This is a genomic window from Mycobacterium sp. NGS54, from assembly GCF_059812465.1.
This window is the reverse complement of record NZ_JCALCS010000007.1, coordinates 281,862-300,632: the sequence shown is the minus strand read 5'-3', so window position 1 is coordinate 300,632 and position 18,771 is coordinate 281,862. Positions and strand designations below refer to the sequence as shown.

The 18,771-nt window shown below is 69.0% G+C and carries 16 protein-coding genes; 8 read left to right on the top strand and 8 right to left on the bottom strand.

The genetic code is table 11. The annotated features are described in order from the left end of the window. Nucleotides 1-85: 85 nt before the first annotated feature. The 7 genes from trxA to AC5Y5E_RS23555 all read right to left on the bottom strand — a co-directional run bounded on the left by trxA (nt 86) and on the right by AC5Y5E_RS23555 (nt 9,714). Nucleotides 86-439 carry a thioredoxin gene (gene trxA / locus AC5Y5E_RS23585; RefSeq protein ID WP_499905430.1) on the bottom strand — a complete coding sequence of 118 codons (354 nt, stop codon included), beginning with the start codon at nt 437-439 and terminating at the stop codon, nt 86-88. Further along, on the bottom strand, nt 436-1,443 hold the full coding sequence (gene trxB, locus AC5Y5E_RS23580; RefSeq protein ID WP_499905428.1) for a thioredoxin-disulfide reductase: 1,008 nt from the start codon (nt 1,441-1,443) through the stop codon (nt 436-438). Before trxB ends, trxA begins: the two co-directional genes overlap by 4 nt. A 133-nt stretch (nt 1,444-1,576) precedes the next feature. Next, nucleotides 1,577-2,308, bottom strand: a complete 732-nt coding sequence (locus AC5Y5E_RS23575) for an RsmA family anti-sigma factor (protein ID WP_499905426.1) — start codon at nt 2,306-2,308, stop codon at nt 1,577-1,579. A gap of 15 nt (nt 2,309-2,323) precedes the next feature. Further along, the gene (gene sigM / locus AC5Y5E_RS23570; protein ID WP_499905425.1) at nt 2,324-2,914 is read right to left on the bottom strand and encodes an RNA polymerase sigma factor SigM; all 591 of its coding nucleotides are present in this window, start codon (nt 2,912-2,914) and stop codon (nt 2,324-2,326) included. A 64-nt stretch (nt 2,915-2,978) separates the two neighbouring features. Continuing rightward, a complete protein-coding gene (locus AC5Y5E_RS23565; RefSeq protein ID WP_499905423.1) occupies nt 2,979-6,599 on the bottom strand; it encodes a murein biosynthesis integral membrane protein MurJ in 3,621 nt (1,206 codons plus the stop codon). Beyond that, nucleotides 6,596-8,983 (bottom strand): hypothetical protein, encoded by a 2,388-nt coding sequence (locus AC5Y5E_RS23560; protein WP_499905422.1) that lies wholly within the window; start codon nt 8,981-8,983, stop codon nt 6,596-6,598. The genes AC5Y5E_RS23565 and AC5Y5E_RS23560 overlap by 4 nt, the downstream gene beginning before the upstream one ends. After that, complete coding sequence (locus AC5Y5E_RS23555) at nt 8,980-9,714, bottom strand: NUDIX hydrolase (protein WP_499905421.1); 735 nt, start codon at nt 9,712-9,714, stop codon at nt 8,980-8,982. Before AC5Y5E_RS23555 ends, AC5Y5E_RS23560 begins: the two co-directional genes overlap by 4 nt. Nucleotides 9,715-9,834: 120 nt before the next feature. On the opposite strand from AC5Y5E_RS23555, the gene AC5Y5E_RS23550 reads away from it, so the two are divergent. The 6 genes from AC5Y5E_RS23550 to AC5Y5E_RS23525 all read left to right on the top strand — a co-directional run bounded on the left by AC5Y5E_RS23550 (nt 9,835) and on the right by AC5Y5E_RS23525 (nt 14,847). Then, on the top strand, nt 9,835-10,041 hold the full coding sequence (locus AC5Y5E_RS23550; RefSeq protein ID WP_499905419.1) for a DUF2191 domain-containing protein: 207 nt from the start codon (nt 9,835-9,837) through the stop codon (nt 10,039-10,041). Then, entirely contained in the window at nt 10,032-10,454 is a 423-nt protein-coding gene (locus AC5Y5E_RS23545) for a PIN domain-containing protein (RefSeq protein ID WP_499905418.1), read from the top strand. The genes AC5Y5E_RS23550 and AC5Y5E_RS23545 overlap by 10 nt, the downstream gene beginning before the upstream one ends. Before the next feature lie 200 nt (nt 10,455-10,654). Beyond that, nucleotides 10,655-12,091, top strand: coding sequence for a CCA tRNA nucleotidyltransferase (locus AC5Y5E_RS23540; RefSeq protein ID WP_499905416.1), 1,437 nt, complete (start codon nt 10,655-10,657; stop codon nt 12,089-12,091). A gap of 24 nt (nt 12,092-12,115) precedes the next feature. Then, on the top strand, nt 12,116-12,625 hold the full coding sequence (locus AC5Y5E_RS23535) for a pullulanase (protein ID WP_499905415.1): 510 nt from the start codon (nt 12,116-12,118) through the stop codon (nt 12,623-12,625). Nucleotides 12,626-12,700: 75 nt separating this feature from the next. Next, entirely contained in the window at nt 12,701-13,030 is a 330-nt protein-coding gene (locus tag AC5Y5E_RS23530) for a DUF2563 family protein (RefSeq protein WP_499905413.1), read from the top strand. Further along, nucleotides 12,997-14,847, top strand: coding sequence for a putative alpha/beta hydrolase (locus tag AC5Y5E_RS23525; RefSeq protein ID WP_499905412.1), 1,851 nt, complete (start codon nt 12,997-12,999; stop codon nt 14,845-14,847). Before AC5Y5E_RS23530 ends, AC5Y5E_RS23525 begins: the two co-directional genes overlap by 34 nt. A 1,563-nt stretch (nt 14,848-16,410) precedes the next feature. On the opposite strand, the gene AC5Y5E_RS23520 is transcribed toward AC5Y5E_RS23525, so the two are convergent. After that, nucleotides 16,411-16,896 carry a hypothetical protein gene (locus AC5Y5E_RS23520; protein ID WP_499905761.1) on the bottom strand — a complete coding sequence of 162 codons (486 nt, stop codon included), beginning with the start codon at nt 16,894-16,896 and terminating at the stop codon, nt 16,411-16,413. Here AC5Y5E_RS23520 and AC5Y5E_RS23515 point away from each other — a divergent pair. Both AC5Y5E_RS23515 and AC5Y5E_RS23510 read left to right on the top strand, forming a co-directional pair. Next, nucleotides 16,832-17,575 (top strand): DUF5631 domain-containing protein, encoded by a 744-nt coding sequence (locus AC5Y5E_RS23515; protein WP_499905411.1) that lies wholly within the window; start codon nt 16,832-16,834, stop codon nt 17,573-17,575. The genes AC5Y5E_RS23520 and AC5Y5E_RS23515 overlap by 65 nt on opposite strands. Nucleotides 17,576-17,685: 110 nt before the next feature. Then, nucleotides 17,686-18,597 carry a hypothetical protein gene (locus tag AC5Y5E_RS23510; RefSeq protein WP_499905410.1) on the top strand — a complete coding sequence of 304 codons (912 nt, stop codon included), beginning with the start codon at nt 17,686-17,688 and terminating at the stop codon, nt 18,595-18,597. Nucleotides 18,598-18,771: the final 174 nt, after the last annotated feature.

Sequence of the window (18,771 nt, the reverse complement as noted above, 5' to 3'; positions counted from 1 at the left end):
CTAAGCGCTATTGTCGCAGATGCTTCTCAATTTTCGGAAAACCCCAGGCTAAGCGCCGGGCGTGGTGCGACGAACTGGTTGGCCGTCAGGCGAGGTTGGGAACCGCGTCGGAAAGCTCGCGCAGCAACGCCGCCTTGCCCTTGGCGCCGACGATCCGCTTCACCGGTTGGCCGTCCTTGAACAGGATCATGGTGGGGATCGAAACCACCTGAAAGTCCCTGGCCGTCTCCGGGTTGGCGTCCACGTCGAGCTTGGCGACGGTGAGCTGGTCGCCGCGCTCGCTCGCGATCTCCTCGAGAACCGGAGCGACCATCTTGCACGGTCCGCACCACGTGGCCCAAAAGTCAACCAGCACAGGCTTATTGCTCGACAATACCTCCGAGGAGAAGGATGCGTCGGAGACTTCTATTGTGGCGCCGGCCTTTTCGGCATCGGTCATCGTGGTGCTCCAATCAATGTGTCGGTACCCTCAGCGTTTCCGGTTGCAGACTCGTCTTCATGTTCGGCCAGCCAACGCTCGGCGTCGATGGCGGCGGCGCAGCCGCTGCCCGCGGCGGTGATCGCTTGTCGGTAGGTGCGATCCACCAGGTCGCCGGCCGCGAACACCCCCTCCAGCGAGGTGCTGGTGGTGCGCCCTTGCACAAGGACGTAGCCGTCAGGATCGACGTCGACGAGATCGCGCACCAGCCCCGAGCGCGGCTCGTGGCCGATCGCCACGAAAACGCCGGTGACCGCGAGGGTGGATTCTTCGCCAGTTACGGTGTCGCGCAACCGCAATCCGGTCACCGTGGTGTCGCCCTCGACTGCGGACACGGCGGCGTTGGTGATGAACTTGATCTTGTCGTTGTTGCGGGCCCGGTCGAGCATGATCTTGGACGCCCGGAACTCCTCACGCCGGTGCACCAGCGTGACGCTGCTGGCGAAGCGGGTCAGGAAGATGGCTTCTTCCATCGCCGAGTCGCCGCCGCCGATCACGGCGATGTCTTGGTCGCGGAAGAAGAAGCCGTCACAGGTGGCGCAGGAACTCACCCCGCGTCCCAGCAACTCCTGCTCGCCGGGCACCTGCAGGTAGCGAGCGGCCGCGCCCATGGCCAAGATGACGGCGCGGGCCCGGTGGGTTTCCCCGTCGGCGGTGACGACCGACTTGACGGGCCCGTCCAGCGATACCGATTCGATGTCTTCCATCCGCAGGTCCGCGCCGAACCGCAGCGCCTGCTCACGCATCTCGTCCATCAACTCTGGGCCGGTGATTCCGTTGCGGAAGCCCGGGTAGTTCTCCACCTCGGTGGTCGTCATCAACGCGCCACCGAACGCGGTGCCCTCGAAAACCAGGGGGGCCAGCTGCGCGCGGGCGGTGTAGAGCGCGGCGGTGTACCCGGCGGGACCCGAGCCGATGACGATGACGTCGTGGACGGTGTCGTGCGCTGAGATGTCGGCAGTCATTCGAGCCTTTCAGGTGCGGAAGCTACGTCTACGAACGCCAGCGTAGGCGCGGGTGTTCCCGGGTGTTCGACACCACATTAAGTGTGACGGCGACGACCCGCTTCGCCCGGCTACGCCGCGCTTGCGATCGCCGCTAAGGGCGGGGGACCTGCGTGTTGGCCAGCAACCCGGTATCGGCGGCGCTGCAATTCAGCGCGACGGCGAAGACGGCCAGGTTGTCGGGTGTGTCGCCGGGCAATACGAGCAGCACGCCGGGGCGGGCGTTGATGTCGACCGGTCGCGCGCCAAGCACTTGCGTGGACGCCGGGTAGCCGAGGCCGCTGAGGCAGGACGCGCGCCGGGCGGGGTCGCCGAGCGGGCCGTAGTCCGGGCCGCGGTGCAGCAGGCCGAGGATTTCGGCCTGTGACAGTGGGATCGTCATCGGCGGCGTCGACACCGTGATGTGTTGGGCGGTGGCCGGGGTGCTCGGGGCGGGCTCCGGCGCACGCATCAGCGCTACCGTGCCGACCCCGACCGCCGCCAGCACCGCGCCCACGCCGGCCACGCCGGCGACCACCCTGACCGGCCCCAGGTGCGGCCGCGCCCAATGTGCGGCGGCGGTTTGATCGGCCGAGCGCAACGCCGCCGAGATCCGGGCGGTGACCTCGGGGGGCACGTCCGGCGCCGACGCGGGATCGGCACCCAACGCCGCGACGTCGCGGCGCACCTGGTTGAGGGCCCGCAGGATGTTCTCCGCTTCCGGGTCGTCGCGGACCCATTTGCGCAGGCGGGCCGCGGAATCGTCGTCGAGCAGACCGGCCTGCAGGTCGGCCAGGAGGTCGACCGTCAGGGGCGGCTCGGCGGCTTCGTCGTCGGTTTCACCCATCCGCCCCAGTGTCCGTCATGCGCAGCCCGCCTGACCGGCGGGGCGCTCGGGCGTGGCGCGGACGTCGAGGTAGCCGAGCAGCTCGGCAAGGCGGACCCGGGCGCGGGAACACCGGCTCTTGACGGTGCCCTCGGCGACGCCCAGCAGCGCGGCGGTGTCGGCGACCGAGTAGCCCGCCATGTCGACGGCCACCACCGCGGCCCGCTGCTCGACGGGAAGGCGCATCAGGGCCCGCTGCACCACGATGGCCGTCTCCACCTGTGCGGTGCGATCGGCGACGGGATAGACGTCCTCGAGTGGGGCTGTCGGGTGGGCCTTGGTGCGGCGCAGCCGGTCCAGGCACGCGTTGACCACGATGCGGTGCAGCCAGCTGCCGACCGCGGCGTCGTGGCGGAACGATCCCGCGCCGCGGTGCGCCGAGAGCATCGCGTCCTGCAGCGCGTCCTCGGCGTCCTCGCGGGTGCGGGTGGTCAGCCGGGCCAGCCGGTGCAGCTGGCGTTGGTGACGGTGGAACAACTCGTCGAAGGCGTAGCGGTCGCCGGCGACATGGGCTGCCAGCAGTTCGGCGTCACTGCGTTCGCCCTGGCTGTTCCCCCCGAGACCCACGGCCGGACACTAACCAATCGGTGGTCGCGCGGCACTTCACCAACGCGGGGGGCTGTGAGCGTGCTCAGGATGCGGCCTGAACGGTCACTTCCGAGAAGCTGGCCTGGCTCTTGCCGTTAGTGGTTCCCAGCGTGGAGATCCACACCAGCACGTTCGACGTCGCCGAGCCGCCCCGGACGGGGATTACGTTGTGCCCGGGCTTGAGCGTGAACGCCGGAGCCAGCACGGTGGTGTCCTCGAGGCGGGACGGCGCCGCCGTCGACGCCGAGCGAATCTCCACCTTGGTGCCGCTGCTTGGCGTGTCGATGGTGACCTGACCGATCACGGTGGGGTTGGGCAGCTGCAACATCAGGCCTTCGCCCTGCTTGAACGAGGGGAACGGGACGGCGTCGGTGTAGACCTCGGTGGACCAGGCGGTCGAGGGGTCGCCGTCGATCGCCTGCCCGGCCTGGCCGGCATTGTCGGCGTCCCCGTCGGGGGAGTAGACCGTCGCCTTGGTGGGTTTGACGACGCTGCCGGCGGCCGCGGAGCTGGGAGCCGACGACGTCGACGACGAGGGGCCGTTGAGCCCGAGCTCGTCCCTGTTGAGCCCGCCGCCGACGTTGCCGAAGATCTTGCTGACCACCGACGCCAACACCAGCAGGGCCACCACGATGACGGCGACGGCGGCGCCGACACCGATCAGCACGTTGCGGCGCCTGCGCGCGAAGGTCGCGTACTCGCGACCGGTGGACAACCGGGTGGTGGGAGGCAGCGCCGGCGAATCATCGATGGGGCCCAGCACCTCAGTGCGATCGGCCACCGCCGTCGCCTGCTGTAGCAAGTTCAAAAGTGTTGAGGCGCTGCGTATTCCGCCGTCTTCCTGAACCGCCCGCACCGCCACCGCGGAAACCTGGAAGGGGATGTCTCGGTCGACGGCCATGGGTTCCACGGGGTTACCCGAGGAGTCACGCTCGGCCGGCGCCAGCCCGCTGCGCACCCCGGATTCCGGCAGCGGCCACCGGTTGACCAGCAGCGCATAGAGGGCGGCCCCGATTCCGCGGATGTCCTGTTGCGGGTTGCCGTCGGGCATGGTCGCGGGGTAGGCCAGCACGACGTCGCCCTCGATGCTGACCCGCACCCGGCTGGGGTGGTCGATCGACAGGGCGACCCCGGCGCGGTGCGCGGCGTCGGCGGCGGCGGCCAGCGACTGCATCGCGCGCACGGCGCCGATGGGCGACGGCGCGGTGTCGGCCACCTCCTGCAACGAACCGCCGCGGATCCACTCCGAGACCACCAAGCCGCCGGAGCCGGTGTGGACGACGTCGAGCACGCGGGCGATGCCGGGCTTGTCGATCCGGCTGAGCCGCAGGGTTCGGGACAGGATGTCTTGCAGCACCTCATGGGGCAGCGCGCCGTCGGGATCGACGAAGGTCAGCGCCACCTGCCGGTCGAGCTTGGTGTCCAGCGCCTGCCAGAACTGCAGCGGGGGTGCGCCGCCGTGGAAGACCAGCAGCCGATACCGGCCCGCGGCGATGCGGGCGCCCGGGACGAGGTGGACGTCGTCCGATAAATCCCCGGCCCGTTCGCGGGGCGCGTCGAAGGCGGCGGGCCCGCCCGCGTCGTCGGCCGACAGGTCGCCGTTCAGCCGGTCGGACGGGCGCGGCGCCGGCCGCTCGGGCGCCGGACCGGGCGGAATGTCGGGCTGGAAGTCCTCGGCGCCTGACCCCAAGCCGGATCCAGCGCTCGATGCGCGTTCCACTGGGCGGTCGGTCACCTCCGGTCCTTTCGTTCGGGCGCTGGCTACCCGCTCCGGAGGCCTGCGCCGGATCGGCTCCTGGACCGCACTTACCCCCGGCGGGGACGAATTCCTCTGCTCAGGGTACGTGACGTGCCCCGGCCGAGACGATGCCTGTGGCCCAGCCGGTTTGCGCGAAGCTACCGGGATGCCCGGGCCGCGGCGCGAAAAGCGGCGCCTGAGCGCGTCGGCCGCCGCCTGCGCTTCGGGCACCCGCGCTCTGACCATGACCGCGGTCATGATCGGCAACATGATGACCGCCAGCACCAACAACCGCAGCAGCGAACCCGCGCCGCCGTGCGCCGTCAGCCTGGCGAGCCCGAGCAGCCGGTCGGCCACGTGGGCGACGAGGCCGGCCAGCATGGACGCGACGAGCGTCACCAGGATGGTCCGCAGCGCGCCGACGCCGATCAGGTGGCCGCCCCTGGGCAGCAGCGCCCGTCGTAGCAGGTAGTAGCCGACGACGGCGCCGGCCAGGAATCCGACGCCGTTGGCCAGGCCGAGGAATCCGGCCACCAACTTGGGGTCGTGGGTTAGGTGGGGCGCCAGCACCGAGCCGGCGATCTTGACGGCGGTGATGACGAGGATGAGGACGATCGGCGTCCAGGGTTGCTGGCGCGCGTAGAAGACGCGCAGCTGCAGCAGCACCAGGCCGTAGGGGATCAGCGTGAACGCCGACAACGCGATCGCGGCGCCCAGATAGCCGGCGTCGACCTCGCCGAAATGCCCGTAGGCGAACAGCGCGCTGCCGATCGCCGGGCCGCCGACGGTCATGAACGCCACGATCGGGATCAGCGTGACCAGCGTCAGCCGGGTCGCCAGCGACAGGTCGGCGAGCACGGCCCCGGTGTCGTCGGCGGCGGCGTTGCGGCTCAGCCGCGGCATCACCACGGTCAGCACGGTCACGCCGATCATGCCGTAGGGCAGCTGCAGCACCAGCCAGGTGTAGTTGTAGATCGCGGGACCCGACGCGGCGGCGGTGCTGGCGATCTGGTTGCCGACCACCAGGCCGAGCTGGCTGATCACCACGTAGAGCACCATGGCGCCGGCCATCGCCCCGAACCGCTTGAGGCGCTCGTCGATGCCCCACAGCGGGCGCAGGCTCACCCGCTGGCGTTTCAGCGCCACCAGCAGCACGCCGGTCTGCGCGAACACCCCGAGTGTGGTGCCGATGCCGAGCACCAGCAGCTTGGCGTTGCCCATCCGGACGGGGTCGACGGAGAGCTCGCCGGGCACCGCCAGGTACACCCCGAGGGTCGCCAGCGCGACGACGTTGTTGACGACCGGAGCCCACGCCGTCGGCCCAAACACGTTGCGGGTGTTGAGGATCGCCATGAACACCGACGTCAGCCCGTAGGCGAGCACCTGTGGCAGCAGCAGGTAGGCGAAGGCGGTGGTCAGGGGCTCGTTGACCTGCGGGGCGCGGCCCAGCATCAGCCGCACCAACAGGGGCGCGGCCACGACCGACAGCGCCGTGGCCACCACCAGCAGCCCCGTCGTCAGCGTGACCAGGCGCCGCACGAACGCCGCCCCGCCGTCGGCGTCGCCTTGCTCGGCGCGGGCCAGCACCGGCACGAATATCGCGGTGAACGTCGCCTCCAGCACGAGCGCCGCGACAAGGTTCGGCAGCTGATTGGCGACCGAGAAGGCACTGGACAGCGCCGCACCCAGGATGGCGGCCAACACGACGATGCGCGCGAAGCCGGTGAGGCGGCTGATCAGCGTCGCGAACGCCATCGCCCACGACCGCGAAACCACCGCGGCGTCGGACAGCTCGGGTCGGCGCCGAGCCAGTTCCGGCACCGGCGGCAGGGGACCGGTCGGCGGCCCCGGGCGGGCGTGGCGTGGCGGCGCCGGCAGGCGCTGTGGTGGCGGCTGCGGGTGCGTTCGCCGGGAGGCGGGGTTCATACTCGCGGTTTGTGCTCGGCCCGATCGTCGATCTCGTCGTGCAGGTCGGCGGATGTCGGGTGCGGGGGATCGGGGCGGTCCAGGTCGGCGGGGTCGGGCTGGCCGCGGAACCGGTGCCACAACCGGCGACCGGCCAGCAGCACCAGCACCGCCGCCGCGCTGAGCGTGATCGCGAACAGGACCTTGCCGTAGGCGTTGGAATGCACTGATAGCCGCACCGGCTCGCCGAGCCGCATGCCGTCGGGGGTCCGCAGCGTCACGTCGACCGCGACGCGCTGGGTGAAGTTCACCTCGATCGGCACCCGCAGCGGCAGATAGCCCGGCGGCAATTCGATCTCACCGACGTCGGTGACCCTCATCCCGGGCGGCGCGTCGACCTGTAGCCGCACCCGGATGGGAACGGCGAGGCCGTTGTGCAGCGCCAGCGGCAGGGGGCTGTGCTCGGTGGCCAGGGTGTAGGAGCCGCCCGGGTTGACGATCGTGACCGCGCCGAACAAGTCGTTGATCGTCTTGCCGACCACCACCAGGCGCAGCTGGGCCAGCCCGTTGCGGGTGTCCGGGGGTTCGGATTGGCTCAGCGCGCGCAGCATGTCCTCGCGCAGCGGCGCGGTGTACTGGACGCCGGTCAGGCCGGTGCGCTCGTCGGTGCTCAGCGCGGAGGTCAGGCCCCACAGCCGGCCGACCTGGGCGGCGATGTTGGCGGTGACGTCGTCACCGAACCGGCCGCGCGCGGGACCGTCCTTCGCCACCTGCTCCGGCGGCTCGGTGCGGGCGGCGGCCTCGGCGACGACGCCGGGCAGCGGCCGCGGCACCGCCAGACCGGACCGGATGCTGGTGGCCAGCGCGGTCAGGATGACCTGCGCGTCGTCGGCCTGCAGGTTCCACGTCGCCGGCGGCACCAACAGCTGGGTGCGCGGGGCGGCGTCGCGCTGCAACGCGCGCCAGAAGATCGAGCCCAGCGCGTCCTGGCGTCGGGCGGTGTTCGAGTCGTGCGAGAGCCGGACCGTCAGCGACGGGTCCAGGTAGGGGGGGACGATCGGGTTGTTGCCCGCGCCGGCCAGTGCGGCCCCGACGGCCGGGTCGAACGGCGCGACCACCACCTGGGGAGACAGCCGCCTGGGCGCGGTGTCGACGCCCGCGGCGTTGTCGTTGGTCGAGTCCTGGGCGGACAGGTCGCCGGCGGCGATCGCGACGGTGCCGTCGTCGGCGCTGAGCAGGTTGACGGTCCGGCCGGTCAACGGGCCGTCGGGCAGCAGCGTGGCCCCGCGGGTGGACTGTACGTCCAGGATGCGGTCGACGATGCCGCCGACGCTGTTGGTGGCGGCGGCGCTGAGCCCGGGGTCGTTGACGCGTTGCAGGGCGTCGAGGTCGGCCTGGGCGTAGGGCAGCGGCGCCACGCAGGTTCGGTGGGAAAGGGCGCGCAGGCGGTTCAGCCATTCGGTCGCGGCGGCCTGGCCGGTGCCGGGATGCGTCGGGGTGCCCGGCATTTGGGCGGGCCCGTCGGGCGAGTTGGACACCACGTAGCCGGCGGTCATCGCGTTGACGGTGACCAGCAGGTCCGGGTCCACGGCCAGGCACAGCGCGTGGCCGACGGCGCCGTCCGGGTCGACGTCGTGGCTGGTGGCCACCTCGGCGGCGGACAGCAGAACGTCGAGGCGCCCGCCGGTGGCCAGTGAGGTGGCCAGGTCGTCGTCGACCAACCGGACCGGAATGGTGCCGCCGGGTGCGCCGGGGGACAGCCGCGGCCGGTCGGCCAGCGGCCAGAGCATGGTGATCCACACCGGCTTGGAGGTGTCGGGCGCGACGGCGGAGTTCAGGTCGTCGGCGTGATCCGGCGGCACGCCGACCACGGGCAGCAGGAACCGGGCGTTGTCGAGGCGGGCCGGGGCGCCGTAGTCGGGGGTCCCGTTGACGTTGACCAGGACGGGGTAGATGCCGGGCTTGTCCATCCCCAGGGACGGCTTGGCCACCGAGCGCAGCGGGGCCGACAGGGTGAAGCTCGCCTGCTGGCCGCGCTGCAGTTCGGGGGCCACCGTGAAGAAGTCCGCGGCCGGCTGGTACTGGTCGGTGCTGCCGTCCAGGGAGGTCCGCAACGCCGCGGAGTCGTTGACCCCGGGCGCGTGCTCGAGCCGGACCATGACGTCGCGGACCGGGCGGTCACCGATGTTGCTCACCGTTCCGGCGACGGTGACGACGGCCGGGCTGGTGGTGGTGACCACGTCGGGGGTCACCTGGTCGATGCGGACCCGCACGAACGGCGTCTCCCCCGGCTCGCCCGCGGAAGCGCGCGGCGCGGGGCCGGCGAGCACCGCAAAACCGGCCACGATGCCAACCACTACGGCGAGGCGCACGAAGCCGGCCCAACAGAGTCGGGGAGCCGTCACGGCCCCGGCCCGTGACCGTTCTTCCGGCCCGCCACGGGCTTGTCGGAATGCCGGGTCCGTGAATGCGTCTGTGGGCGCCGACGTGGCGAGCTCGGCGGCAGCGGCGGAAGCGCGGCCGGGCCGTGGTTCTGCAGCTTGTCGATCAGCTCGTCGGCGACCTGGGCCAGGCGGCGCTCGTCGGCGTAGGCCAACCGGGACGGCAGCTCGCCGATCGGCACCCACGCCACCTCGGCGACTTCGAGGTCCTCGTCGGACAGCTCGCCGCCGGAGAAGCGCATCAAATAGTGGTGCACGGTCTTGTGCACCCGGCGGCCGTCGGTGACGAACCAGTAGTCGATGCGTCCCAGCGCGGCGAGCACGCTGCCGCGGATACCCGTTTCCTCGGCGACCTCACGAATCGCGGTTTGCTCCGCGGTCTCGCCCATCTCTATATGTCCCTTGGGCAGCGACCACAGCATCCGTCCGCGCCGATCGACGCGTCCGATCAGCGCCGCGACCTGCTCGTCGCGCGGCCCGTCGATGCCGTCGATGACCAGGCCGCCGGCGGAGGTTTCGTGCACCGTCCGCAGCCGATCGGGGACGCGGCCGGATGGCCGGGACCGCCGGGGTTTGGGGGGCGACGAGTCGCCGTTCGTCTGGGGATCCTTCGGGGTCTCGGCCGCGGCAGCCGCGCCACGACGCCGGCGCCGCCCCCGGCGTCGACGCGGTCTGGCTTGTTCGGCGTCCGACACCCAAGCGATAGTAGCTGGCGAGGGTCCTTCTTCCCGAGATACTCGCCGCTGGTTGCCGTGCGGCGGCGCGGGGGAGATATACTCTTTCAGTAATATGTATATATCGCGTGTTGGAGATGTATGCCCAAGAGACTGATCGATTTGGACGATGACCTTCTTGCCGCGGCACAGCGTGAATTGCAGACGAACGGAATTTCGGACACAGTGCGGATGGCGCTGCAGCAGGCGGCGGCCACGTCGGCCCGGGCACGCCAGGTGGAATGGCTGGAGCAGGGGGGCTTGGAGGGGATGGCCGACGCGGGCGAGCGTGGCGAAGTGTGGCGCTGATCGCGCGATATCTCATCGACACCAGTGCTGCCGCGAGGATGCGCCACCCCGACGTGTCGCGACGTCTTCGGCCGCTGATCGAAAGCGGTGTGGTCGCGACTACGGCATCGCTGGATGCCGAGGCGCTTTACAGTGCCCGCGGGCCGGCCGAATATGAGCAGTTGTGGGCCGACCGCCGAGCTGCCTACGAGTACCTGCCGACCAACGACGAGCACTGGCAGGCCGCATTGGGTGCGCAGCGCGCGTTGGCAAGAACCGGGCAACACCGGTCCGTCGGTATGGCCGACCTCCTCACTGCTGCGATCGCCGCCGCTCACCGGCTGACCGTCGTTCACTACGACGCGGACTTCGACACCGCCGCAAGGGTTTTGACGTTCAAGCACAGGTGGGTGCTGATGAGGGGGAGTGCCTAGCAGTTCTATTCGCCGGACGGGCACCAGGCTCGGCGGTTGCCCGAACGCCCACCCCCGTCTTATGCCGGGGGTGTCCGCCGGAGATGCCAACGGTTTTGCGTGGAAGTTACGGACAAACCTGTGTGGAGCGCAGGGTAAGGGATGCCGGTCACATCCGGGTCCGCGCAGTTAGCGCGCGTGACCCACTAGGCTGATCGAACGTGCCTGACGCCGACGCCGACCTGTTGACTGCCGCCGCGGTCGCGCTGAATAGGCATGCCTCCTTGCTGGGTGAGTTGGGCGCGCTCTTCGACGCCGCGGGCCACGAGCTGTACCTGGTCGGCGGTTCGGTGCGGGACGCGTTGCTGGGCAGGCTCAGTCCCGACTTGGATTTCACCACCGACGCCCGCCCCGAGCAGGTCCAGGAATTGGTGGGGCGCTGGGCCGACGCGGTATGGGAGACCGGGATTCGGTTCGGCACCGTCGGTGTCGGCAAGGGCGACCATCGCCTGGAGATCACCACGTTCCGCGCCGACGCCTACGACAAGGTGACGCGTCATCCCGAGGTGCGTTTCGGCGATCGCCTCGAGGACGATCTGGTGCGTCGCGATTTCACCGCCAACGCGATGGCGGTGCGGGTGACGCCGACTGGGCCGGGTGAATTCCTCGATCCGCTGGGCGGTTTGGCGGCGCTGCGCGAGCGAGTGCTGGACACCCCGGCCGCACCCTGGGTGTCGTTTAACGACGACCCGTTGCGGATGCTGCGCGCGGCGCGGTTCGTCTCGCAGCTCGGGTTAACCGTCGCGCCGCGGGTGCGGGAGGCGATCGACGAGATGGCACCGCAGCTGGCGCGGATCAGCGCCGAGCGGGTGGCCGCCGAGCTGGACAAGATGCTGCTCGGCGACGACCCGGTGGCCGGCATCGACCTGCTGGTGGAAACCGGGATGGGTGAGGTGGTGCTGCCCGAGGTGGGCGGCATGCGGATGGCTATCGACGAACATCACCAGCACAAGGACGTCTACCAGCACTCGCTGACGGTGCTGCGGCAGGCGATCGCGCTGGAGGACGAGGGACCGGATCTGGTGCTGCGCTGGGCCGCGCTGCTGCATGACATCGGCAAGCCGGCGACCCGGCGGCACGAGGAGAACGGCGGCGTGAGTTTTCACCACCACGAGGTGGTGGGCGCCAAGATGGCCCGAAAGCGGTTGCGGGCGTTGAAGTACTCCAAGCAGATGGTCGACGACGTCTCGCAGCTGGTGTTTCTGCATCTGCGGTTCCACGGCTACGGCGAGGGCAAGTGGACCGATTCCGCGGTGCGCCGCTACGTCACCGACGCGGGGCCGCTGCTGCCGCGCCTGCACAAGCTGGTTCGCGCCGACTGCACGACCCGCAACAAGCGCCGGGCCGCCCGCCTGCAAACCAGCTACGACCGGCTGGAGGAGCGGATCGCCGAGCTTGCGGCCCAGGAGGATTTGGCGCGGGTGCGCCCCGACCTGGACGGCAACGCGATCATGGAGCTGCTCGGGATCCCGGCCGGCCCGCAAGTCGGCGAGGCGTGGCGGTATCTGAAGGAGTTGCGGCTCGAGCGTGGGCCGCTGACGACCGAGGAGGCAACCGCCGAGCTGTTGTCATGGTGGCAATCGCGCGGGAACGCCTAGCGCTGCCCCAGCGTCCGAGAAGGCATGGACTACTGCCTGGGCAATGACGATGGCGCAGCTGCCATTTGGAACGGCCAACCCAACCTCGACCTGGACGGCGACGGTCGGCTCGATGCGGTCGGGTTGGATCTCGACGGCGACGGAATGCAGGACGACGCGCTGGCGGATTTCGACGGTGACGGGATGGCCGACCACGCCGTCCTCGACCTTGACAATGACGGCGCCCCGGAGGCGTATTTCACCGACGACGGGTCGGGGACGTGGGGGGTCGCGGTCGACCGGGGTGGGCAGTTGCGGTGGTTCGGGCTGGACGGCGTGGAGCACACCGGCGGTCCGCTGGTCGACTTCGACGGGCGCGGCCAGGCCGACGACCGATTGCTGGACACCGACGGCAACGGGCTGGCCGACCGGGTGCTGTGCGCCGACGAGGGCGGTGTGACCGGGTACGTCGACTCCGACGGCGACGGCTTGTGGAACGTCAGGCTGACCGATGCCGACGGCGACGGGCTGGCGGACGGGGCGAGCACCTTATGACTGAATTGACCGGCAACCGGGCGGTTATTAGCTTTGCCAGCAGTTCGGGCGGAGCATGGGCGGGGAGGGGTAGCGATGTTCGTCGACACTGACTTGCTGCACTCGGGGGCCAACGAGTCGCACCGCGCCGGAGGGCATGCGCAAGCGGGGGCCGACTCGCTGTCGCGGGGCCCGATGGCCGCCGGGATGTTCGGCGGCTTTGCCGCCGCCGAGACGTTTCACGAGGCGGTGACCGCCGCGCACGGGCGCCACGTCAAGGACTTGCAGGCCCACCACGAGACGCTGACCGGGCTCGGCCACAAGGCGCACTACGCCGCTGACGAGTTCACCAACATGGATGACCGCAACGCCGCCAAAGAGCGGGCGGTGCGATGGACTTCCGACACATCAGCAGCCCGCATCTGATTGCCGAGGCCGGGGGCGACCCCTGGGCGATTGACGACAGCCTGCAGGTCGGGCGCCCGGCGCAGATTGCCGAACTGGCGCAGGCGTTTCACGACGCCGGCCGGTGCACCGCCGAATCCAGCGCCGCTTTCGATGCAGCGCGGCGTCGCTTCGATGCGTCCTGGAATCGGGTTGCTGGCGAACAGCCGATCGATGATTCGACCGAAGTGCGGCGCACGGTGCAGTCGCTCGGTGCCCACTCTTTGGAGCTGGCCAAGATCGGAGCGGACCTGGAAGACGTCGCGGCCGCGCTGGCCGAGGCGCAATGCGCTGGTGCCGCGGCAATTTCGACGTTGGACGCTCAACTGCGGCGGGTGGACGATCTGCTGGGCCACGCGCTTTCGTTGGAGAATGACAGCGGCCTCGGCGCGGACGATCGAATCGCGTTGGATGCGCTCATCGGCGCCCTGGAGCAGCAGGCCATCGATGACACCGCAGCGGCGTTGGGCCAGGTTCGGTCTCGGCGCGACGGCTACTCGGAGTTGCTGCAGCGGTCGCTGACCACGTTGCGGACGGACGGCTACGACCCGGCGGTGCTTCGGTCGGTGGATGGGTCGAACGGTGCAGAGCTGCTTCGGATTCCGTCCTTTGGAGTTAGTGCAGAGGAGATCAACCGGTGGTGGAAAACGCTCGACGGTGAACAGCGGAGCCGATTGATCGCCGAGCATCCTCCGGAGCTGGGAAATCTCAACGGTGTACCCGTCGCCGTGCGGAGTCGCGTCAATCACGCGGTGATGAACGACGACCTACGTCGCGTGGAAGAGATGGCCGCATTGCGCGGCGTGGGTGTCGACGACGTGCTGGCCAACCCCGTTCAATACGGGCTGTCGGCCGTCGCGATCAACCGCTACGCCAATGCTTTTCGCACCCGGCATGGACTGGAGGCGTCAGAGGATGCCGCCGGCGTCTTCCTGTTGAAGTACCAGCCCGACGCTTTCGGCGGTGAGGGAGCTGCGGCGATTGCTATTGGCAATCCCGACACAGCGGCCAACACGGCAGTCTTGGTGAAGGGGGCGGCCACTTCGGTGCGCGAGGGAACGCTGGCGGAGGCCGAGGGTAAGCGTCTGTATCAAGAGTCCGCCCGCGCCGATCGCGTCAACCGGACAGCGGTGGTGACGTGGATCGGCTACAACGCACCGAACAACTGGATCGATCCCGCTCTTCGGGAAGTCGAGATGGCCCGCAGCGGCGCGCAGGTGTTGGCCGCCGACGTCAACGCCTTGGCGGTCACCCACGAAGGTTCACCGACTCATCTGACGGTGGTCGGCCATTCCTACGGATCGACCCTTGTCGCGGACGCGGCGGCGGCCCATGGGATGCGCACGAACGACGTGGTGTTGGTCGGGTCCCCGGGCACCGACCTGGCGCGTTCGGCGGTTGACTTCCATCTGCCGGACGGCGGGCGCGTCTACGTCGGCGCGGCGTCCGGCGATGCGGTCACCTGGTCGCCGGCCCGGGTGGCCGGCCCGGGCCTCATCGGCGTGAGCTTCGGAGGGCTGGGCAACGATCCCTCCGTCGACGGCTACGGCTCGACCCGGTTCAAAGCCGAAGTGCCCGGCTCCCCGATGAACCCGTTCTATGACCATCTCCACTACTTCGACGACGGGTCGGAGTCGCTCTTCAGCATGTCGGAGGTGGTTTCAGGGCACGGCGATGCGCTTCAGTGCGACGGCATGACGGCCCGCCACCGCGGCGAATACGGCCTGGGCCGTCTGGTCGATCCGGAGATGGTGCGTCCCGCGACGACTGGGCATCGCCATCGTGGAGCGGCGGGCTAAATCGAGATCCAGGGCGGCGCTGAGGACGCCAGCTTGAAGTGACATCGAAGCGCATCCGACTAGCCTTGACGAAGTGATGAATCCTCAGCCACCGCCGATGGCGGAGTGGGCGCCACCGCCGGTTCCCGGCAGGCCGGCCTCCAATGGCCGCATCGCTGTCGGCCTGGCCCTAGTTGGTCTCATCGCAGTCGCCGCGCTCGTCGTGGGCATCATCGCGCTAGCGCGGCCGACGTCGAGCAGCGGCGGAAAGGCTCCGACGGCTGCGGCGCCGTCGCCGACCTTCACGCCCGATCAAGTTGCGGACGCTAAAAAGAATTTGTGCGCGGTATACCAAGTCGCTGCCCGGTCAGTAAATGCAGATACCAATGGGACGGATATTGCTGTCGCACGAGTCTCGCTGGCTAATGCCGCAGGCATGCTCGACACCGCAGCGAATAATCCGGCGTTGGGACAGGGAGAACGAGATGCTGCGCGGTCACTTGCGTCCGCGTACCACACCTACGTTGCTGTCGCTAGCGTATTCGGTAAAGGGTCGCCGATGATGCAAAACGCGTTGGATGAAGCGAACCGCGCAGATGCGGCTATGGCGCGGATTTGTCCGTAGAAGCAAACTGCGCGCAGGTGTTATCAATGCTGGTTTGCCGGAAGCGTGGCAGCCGGGCTTAAAGGAGGGATGCTCGTGGCGGGGGATATGCCCGCGGGCAAATATTCGCTGCCGCTAATTGGCGCCTGGTGGCCTCAACCGTCAGGGACGCTTAGAGCAGCGGCTGCACACTGGAGGGCACAGCAGCAGGTACAAGAGCAGTATGCGCAGGACCTGCATCGTCAGTGGGCACAACTGGCGGCCCACAACAAGGGGCACACCGTTGACGACCTCGTCTCCCGCTTTCAGCAAGGCGAAAATCACCATCTTGATTTGGCTGAGAAATACCAAGTAAAAGGCGATTCTTTTGAACGGGGAGCGGACGCTATAGATAGTCTGCGCGAGGGGCTTAGGGGAATAGCGGATGATTATAACCAACGGATTTCCAACGTCGAGAATTCAAAAGAACCAGCACCGATAAAGGTCGCGGAAATCGAGAAGCTAATCGCGGAAGCGAACGGATTTGCTGCACACAAGTCCGCTGCGGCGGTTGCGGCACTCATGGATGCAACGCAGAGGATCCTTACCGCCGAGGGACTAGCGATGTCCCCTCAGGAGTTCGCTGCAAGTCATGGAGTCAATACAGGCGGTGGGGAGAAGCCACCTGTGGTTGGTCGCGGCGGCATCGACACTGGCAACCACAGCGGCGGTGGAGGTCTTCAAACCGTTCATGAGGGCGGATTTAATACGCAACCCAACGTCGGTGGGCCGGCCGGCTCAGGTGTGGGCGGAGGCGGCACTGGCGAGCCCGGCGGCGTCGGCGGTAGCGCGCCTATTGCCGCTCCAGCCAGCGGTGTCCCGGGTGCACCCGCTGTCACTTCGCCCCTAACAGGCGGCGGCGGACTCTCTCCAGCCGCCAGCTTGCCTGGGCTCTCGCCGAATCAGCTCGGGCAATCGTTCGCCCAAGGAATGATGACCGGTCAGCCCGCAGCGGCCGGCGCCCAGAACTTGTCACAAGGGCTGATGAATGCAACGGGGTCGTCGGCGACGGCACCACCGCAGGCGCCGGTCGCGCCACCGATAGCTCCAACCATTGCGGCCGGTGCCGTCGACTCCGCTGCAGTCGACCACGGCTCGGGCGCATCGGCCGCCGCCGGCGCGGCAGCCCCGGTGTCCTCGACGGGCGGCGCGGTACCGGTCGCCACGCCGATGCCGATGTCCACCCCGATGAGCCCGGTTGCCGGCGCGCCGTCGGTCCCGGCGGGTCCACTTCCCGCGTACGGGTCTGATTTGCGTCCTCCGGTCGTTACGCCTCCGGCCGTGTCGGCGCCGACTACCCCGGTGTCTGGCGCACCGGTTGCGCCATCGCCATCGACTTCGCCCTCGGCGGGCAGCCCGTTGATGTCCGCGGTCCAGCGGGGTGCTGCCGCGCAGGCCGGCACGGGTGCGGCGACTCCGGCGGGCACGGCGGCGCTCTCCACGGCGACTGGCGCCGTAGCTGGCGATGCGTCGAGTCGAGCCGCCGAGCAGCAGAGGCTGCAACGGCTTGTGGATTCGGTGGCCCGCCAGGCGCCGGGCCTCTCATGGGCCGCCGGCTTGCGTGACGACGGCACAACGCTTTTGGTCTGCAGCATGGGGTGCGGGTGGATCCCGCCAAATGTGAAGATCCCGGTCGGAGTGAACCGGCTGCTTGAGCCGGCACTGCGCCGATCTGACGCCAACGTGGTCGATCTGCTCGGCACCGTCACTGCTGTGGCAGTGCACAAGGCCCACGGATTCATCGCCAAGCCGGGACCCGATGACCCACCCCTCACCGGTGATCGCCTTGCACGCACAGGGCCCGAAGTGGAGGAGCTCGGCCCAACGCTGGTTGAGGCGGTCCGGCGTCGCGACGGATTGCCCCGAATTGCCCAGACCTTGGCACAGGCGGCGACACGAGGAACGGGTGTCACCGAGAACGAGGTTGACGCTTTGCAGCACGAGCAGCAAGCCGCGTACAACAAAGCGCTGGAGGACCCGGACGACCTATCGCGGGCAGCCGCCTGGATGCTCCTGGCAGCAGTACAGGCGCTTATCGAAGGACACCAATGGCTGGCGCATTACCACCTAGCTTGGTTCCAAGCGGTCTCGGCAAAGCTGCGGTGACTACAAATCACGCAGCAGGCGATCTAGCATTCGATCCAGGACATTAGTTTCGAACGGCTGCTGCAGACGGACATCGCTGCGCAACGATGCATGAGGGTTGAGGGGCAATCATGGGGGTCGGCGGAGGGCCGATAAGTGTGGATGTGCCGACCCTACCGACGGCCCCACACCCTCCGCCGACGGTCGCGCCGAATCCCGTTCCTGCCGGCGGCACACAGGCCGATGCGGCGGCGGCCGCCCTCGCGCTAGCGGGGAATGGCGGCGTGCCCGGCGACCAGGCAGCGAGCCTTGCCGGCGAGGCCGATCGTCGCGCCCATGCGCTCGACGCCGCCCAGAAGTTCCCGGCCAATGAGGCCCAATCCTCACAGCAGTTCCAGCAGCTCGCACAGATGATCCCGCAGATGGCCTCTGGAATCGCGGGTTCGCTCACGGGCGCGCTCGGCGGCGTCATGGGGCCGCTCACGCAGCTTCCGCAACAAGCAATGCAGGCCGCCCAGAGCGCGATTCAGCCGCTAATGGGAGCGGCGAAGGGCGGTGAGGCCGCGGCCGCTCTGACTGACATGTCGGCGGAAGAGCCCGGTTTCGGCGGCGCCGGCGGCGGTGACGCCGGTCTTGGTGGCGGCGGTGGTGGCGGCGTCGGCGGTGGCACCACCCCGACCGGATTCATGGGCCCGCCACCCGTGCCGTCGTCGTCGCCTCCCACCACCCCCGCGGCAGCGTCGGTCAAACCGGTGTCGGTGCCGCAGACCGGTGGGATGACGCCGCAGAACGGTCCGATGGGCATGACCGGCATGCCGATGATGCCGGGCGCCATGGGAGCGGGCGGGGACGGAAACAAGGACAAGCCCGCAGAAAAGCGCGTGACCGTCCCGGGCGTTCCCAACGGCCAGCCGGTCAAGGGTCGCTTGACGGTCCCGCCGAGTGTTCCCGTCACAAAGTCCGCTGACGGCAAACCGCCCGTCGTCGCCAAGCCCAACCGGCGGATCGTGATCGTGCCGACGGACGAAGAGCCCCAGGATTAAGCCCAGAAGCAGGCACTGAAAACCGCAATCCGCGGTGCTGATCGGAGAAATGTCGGCTTTGAATTGCATTTCCAATTGCATCGACGCGATGACCGCCAATACCGCCCAAAAGATGAGTAGTCGCTACCCCCTAGCGGCAGTAATGTCATGACCGTGCGGCCATTACCGTCCGCG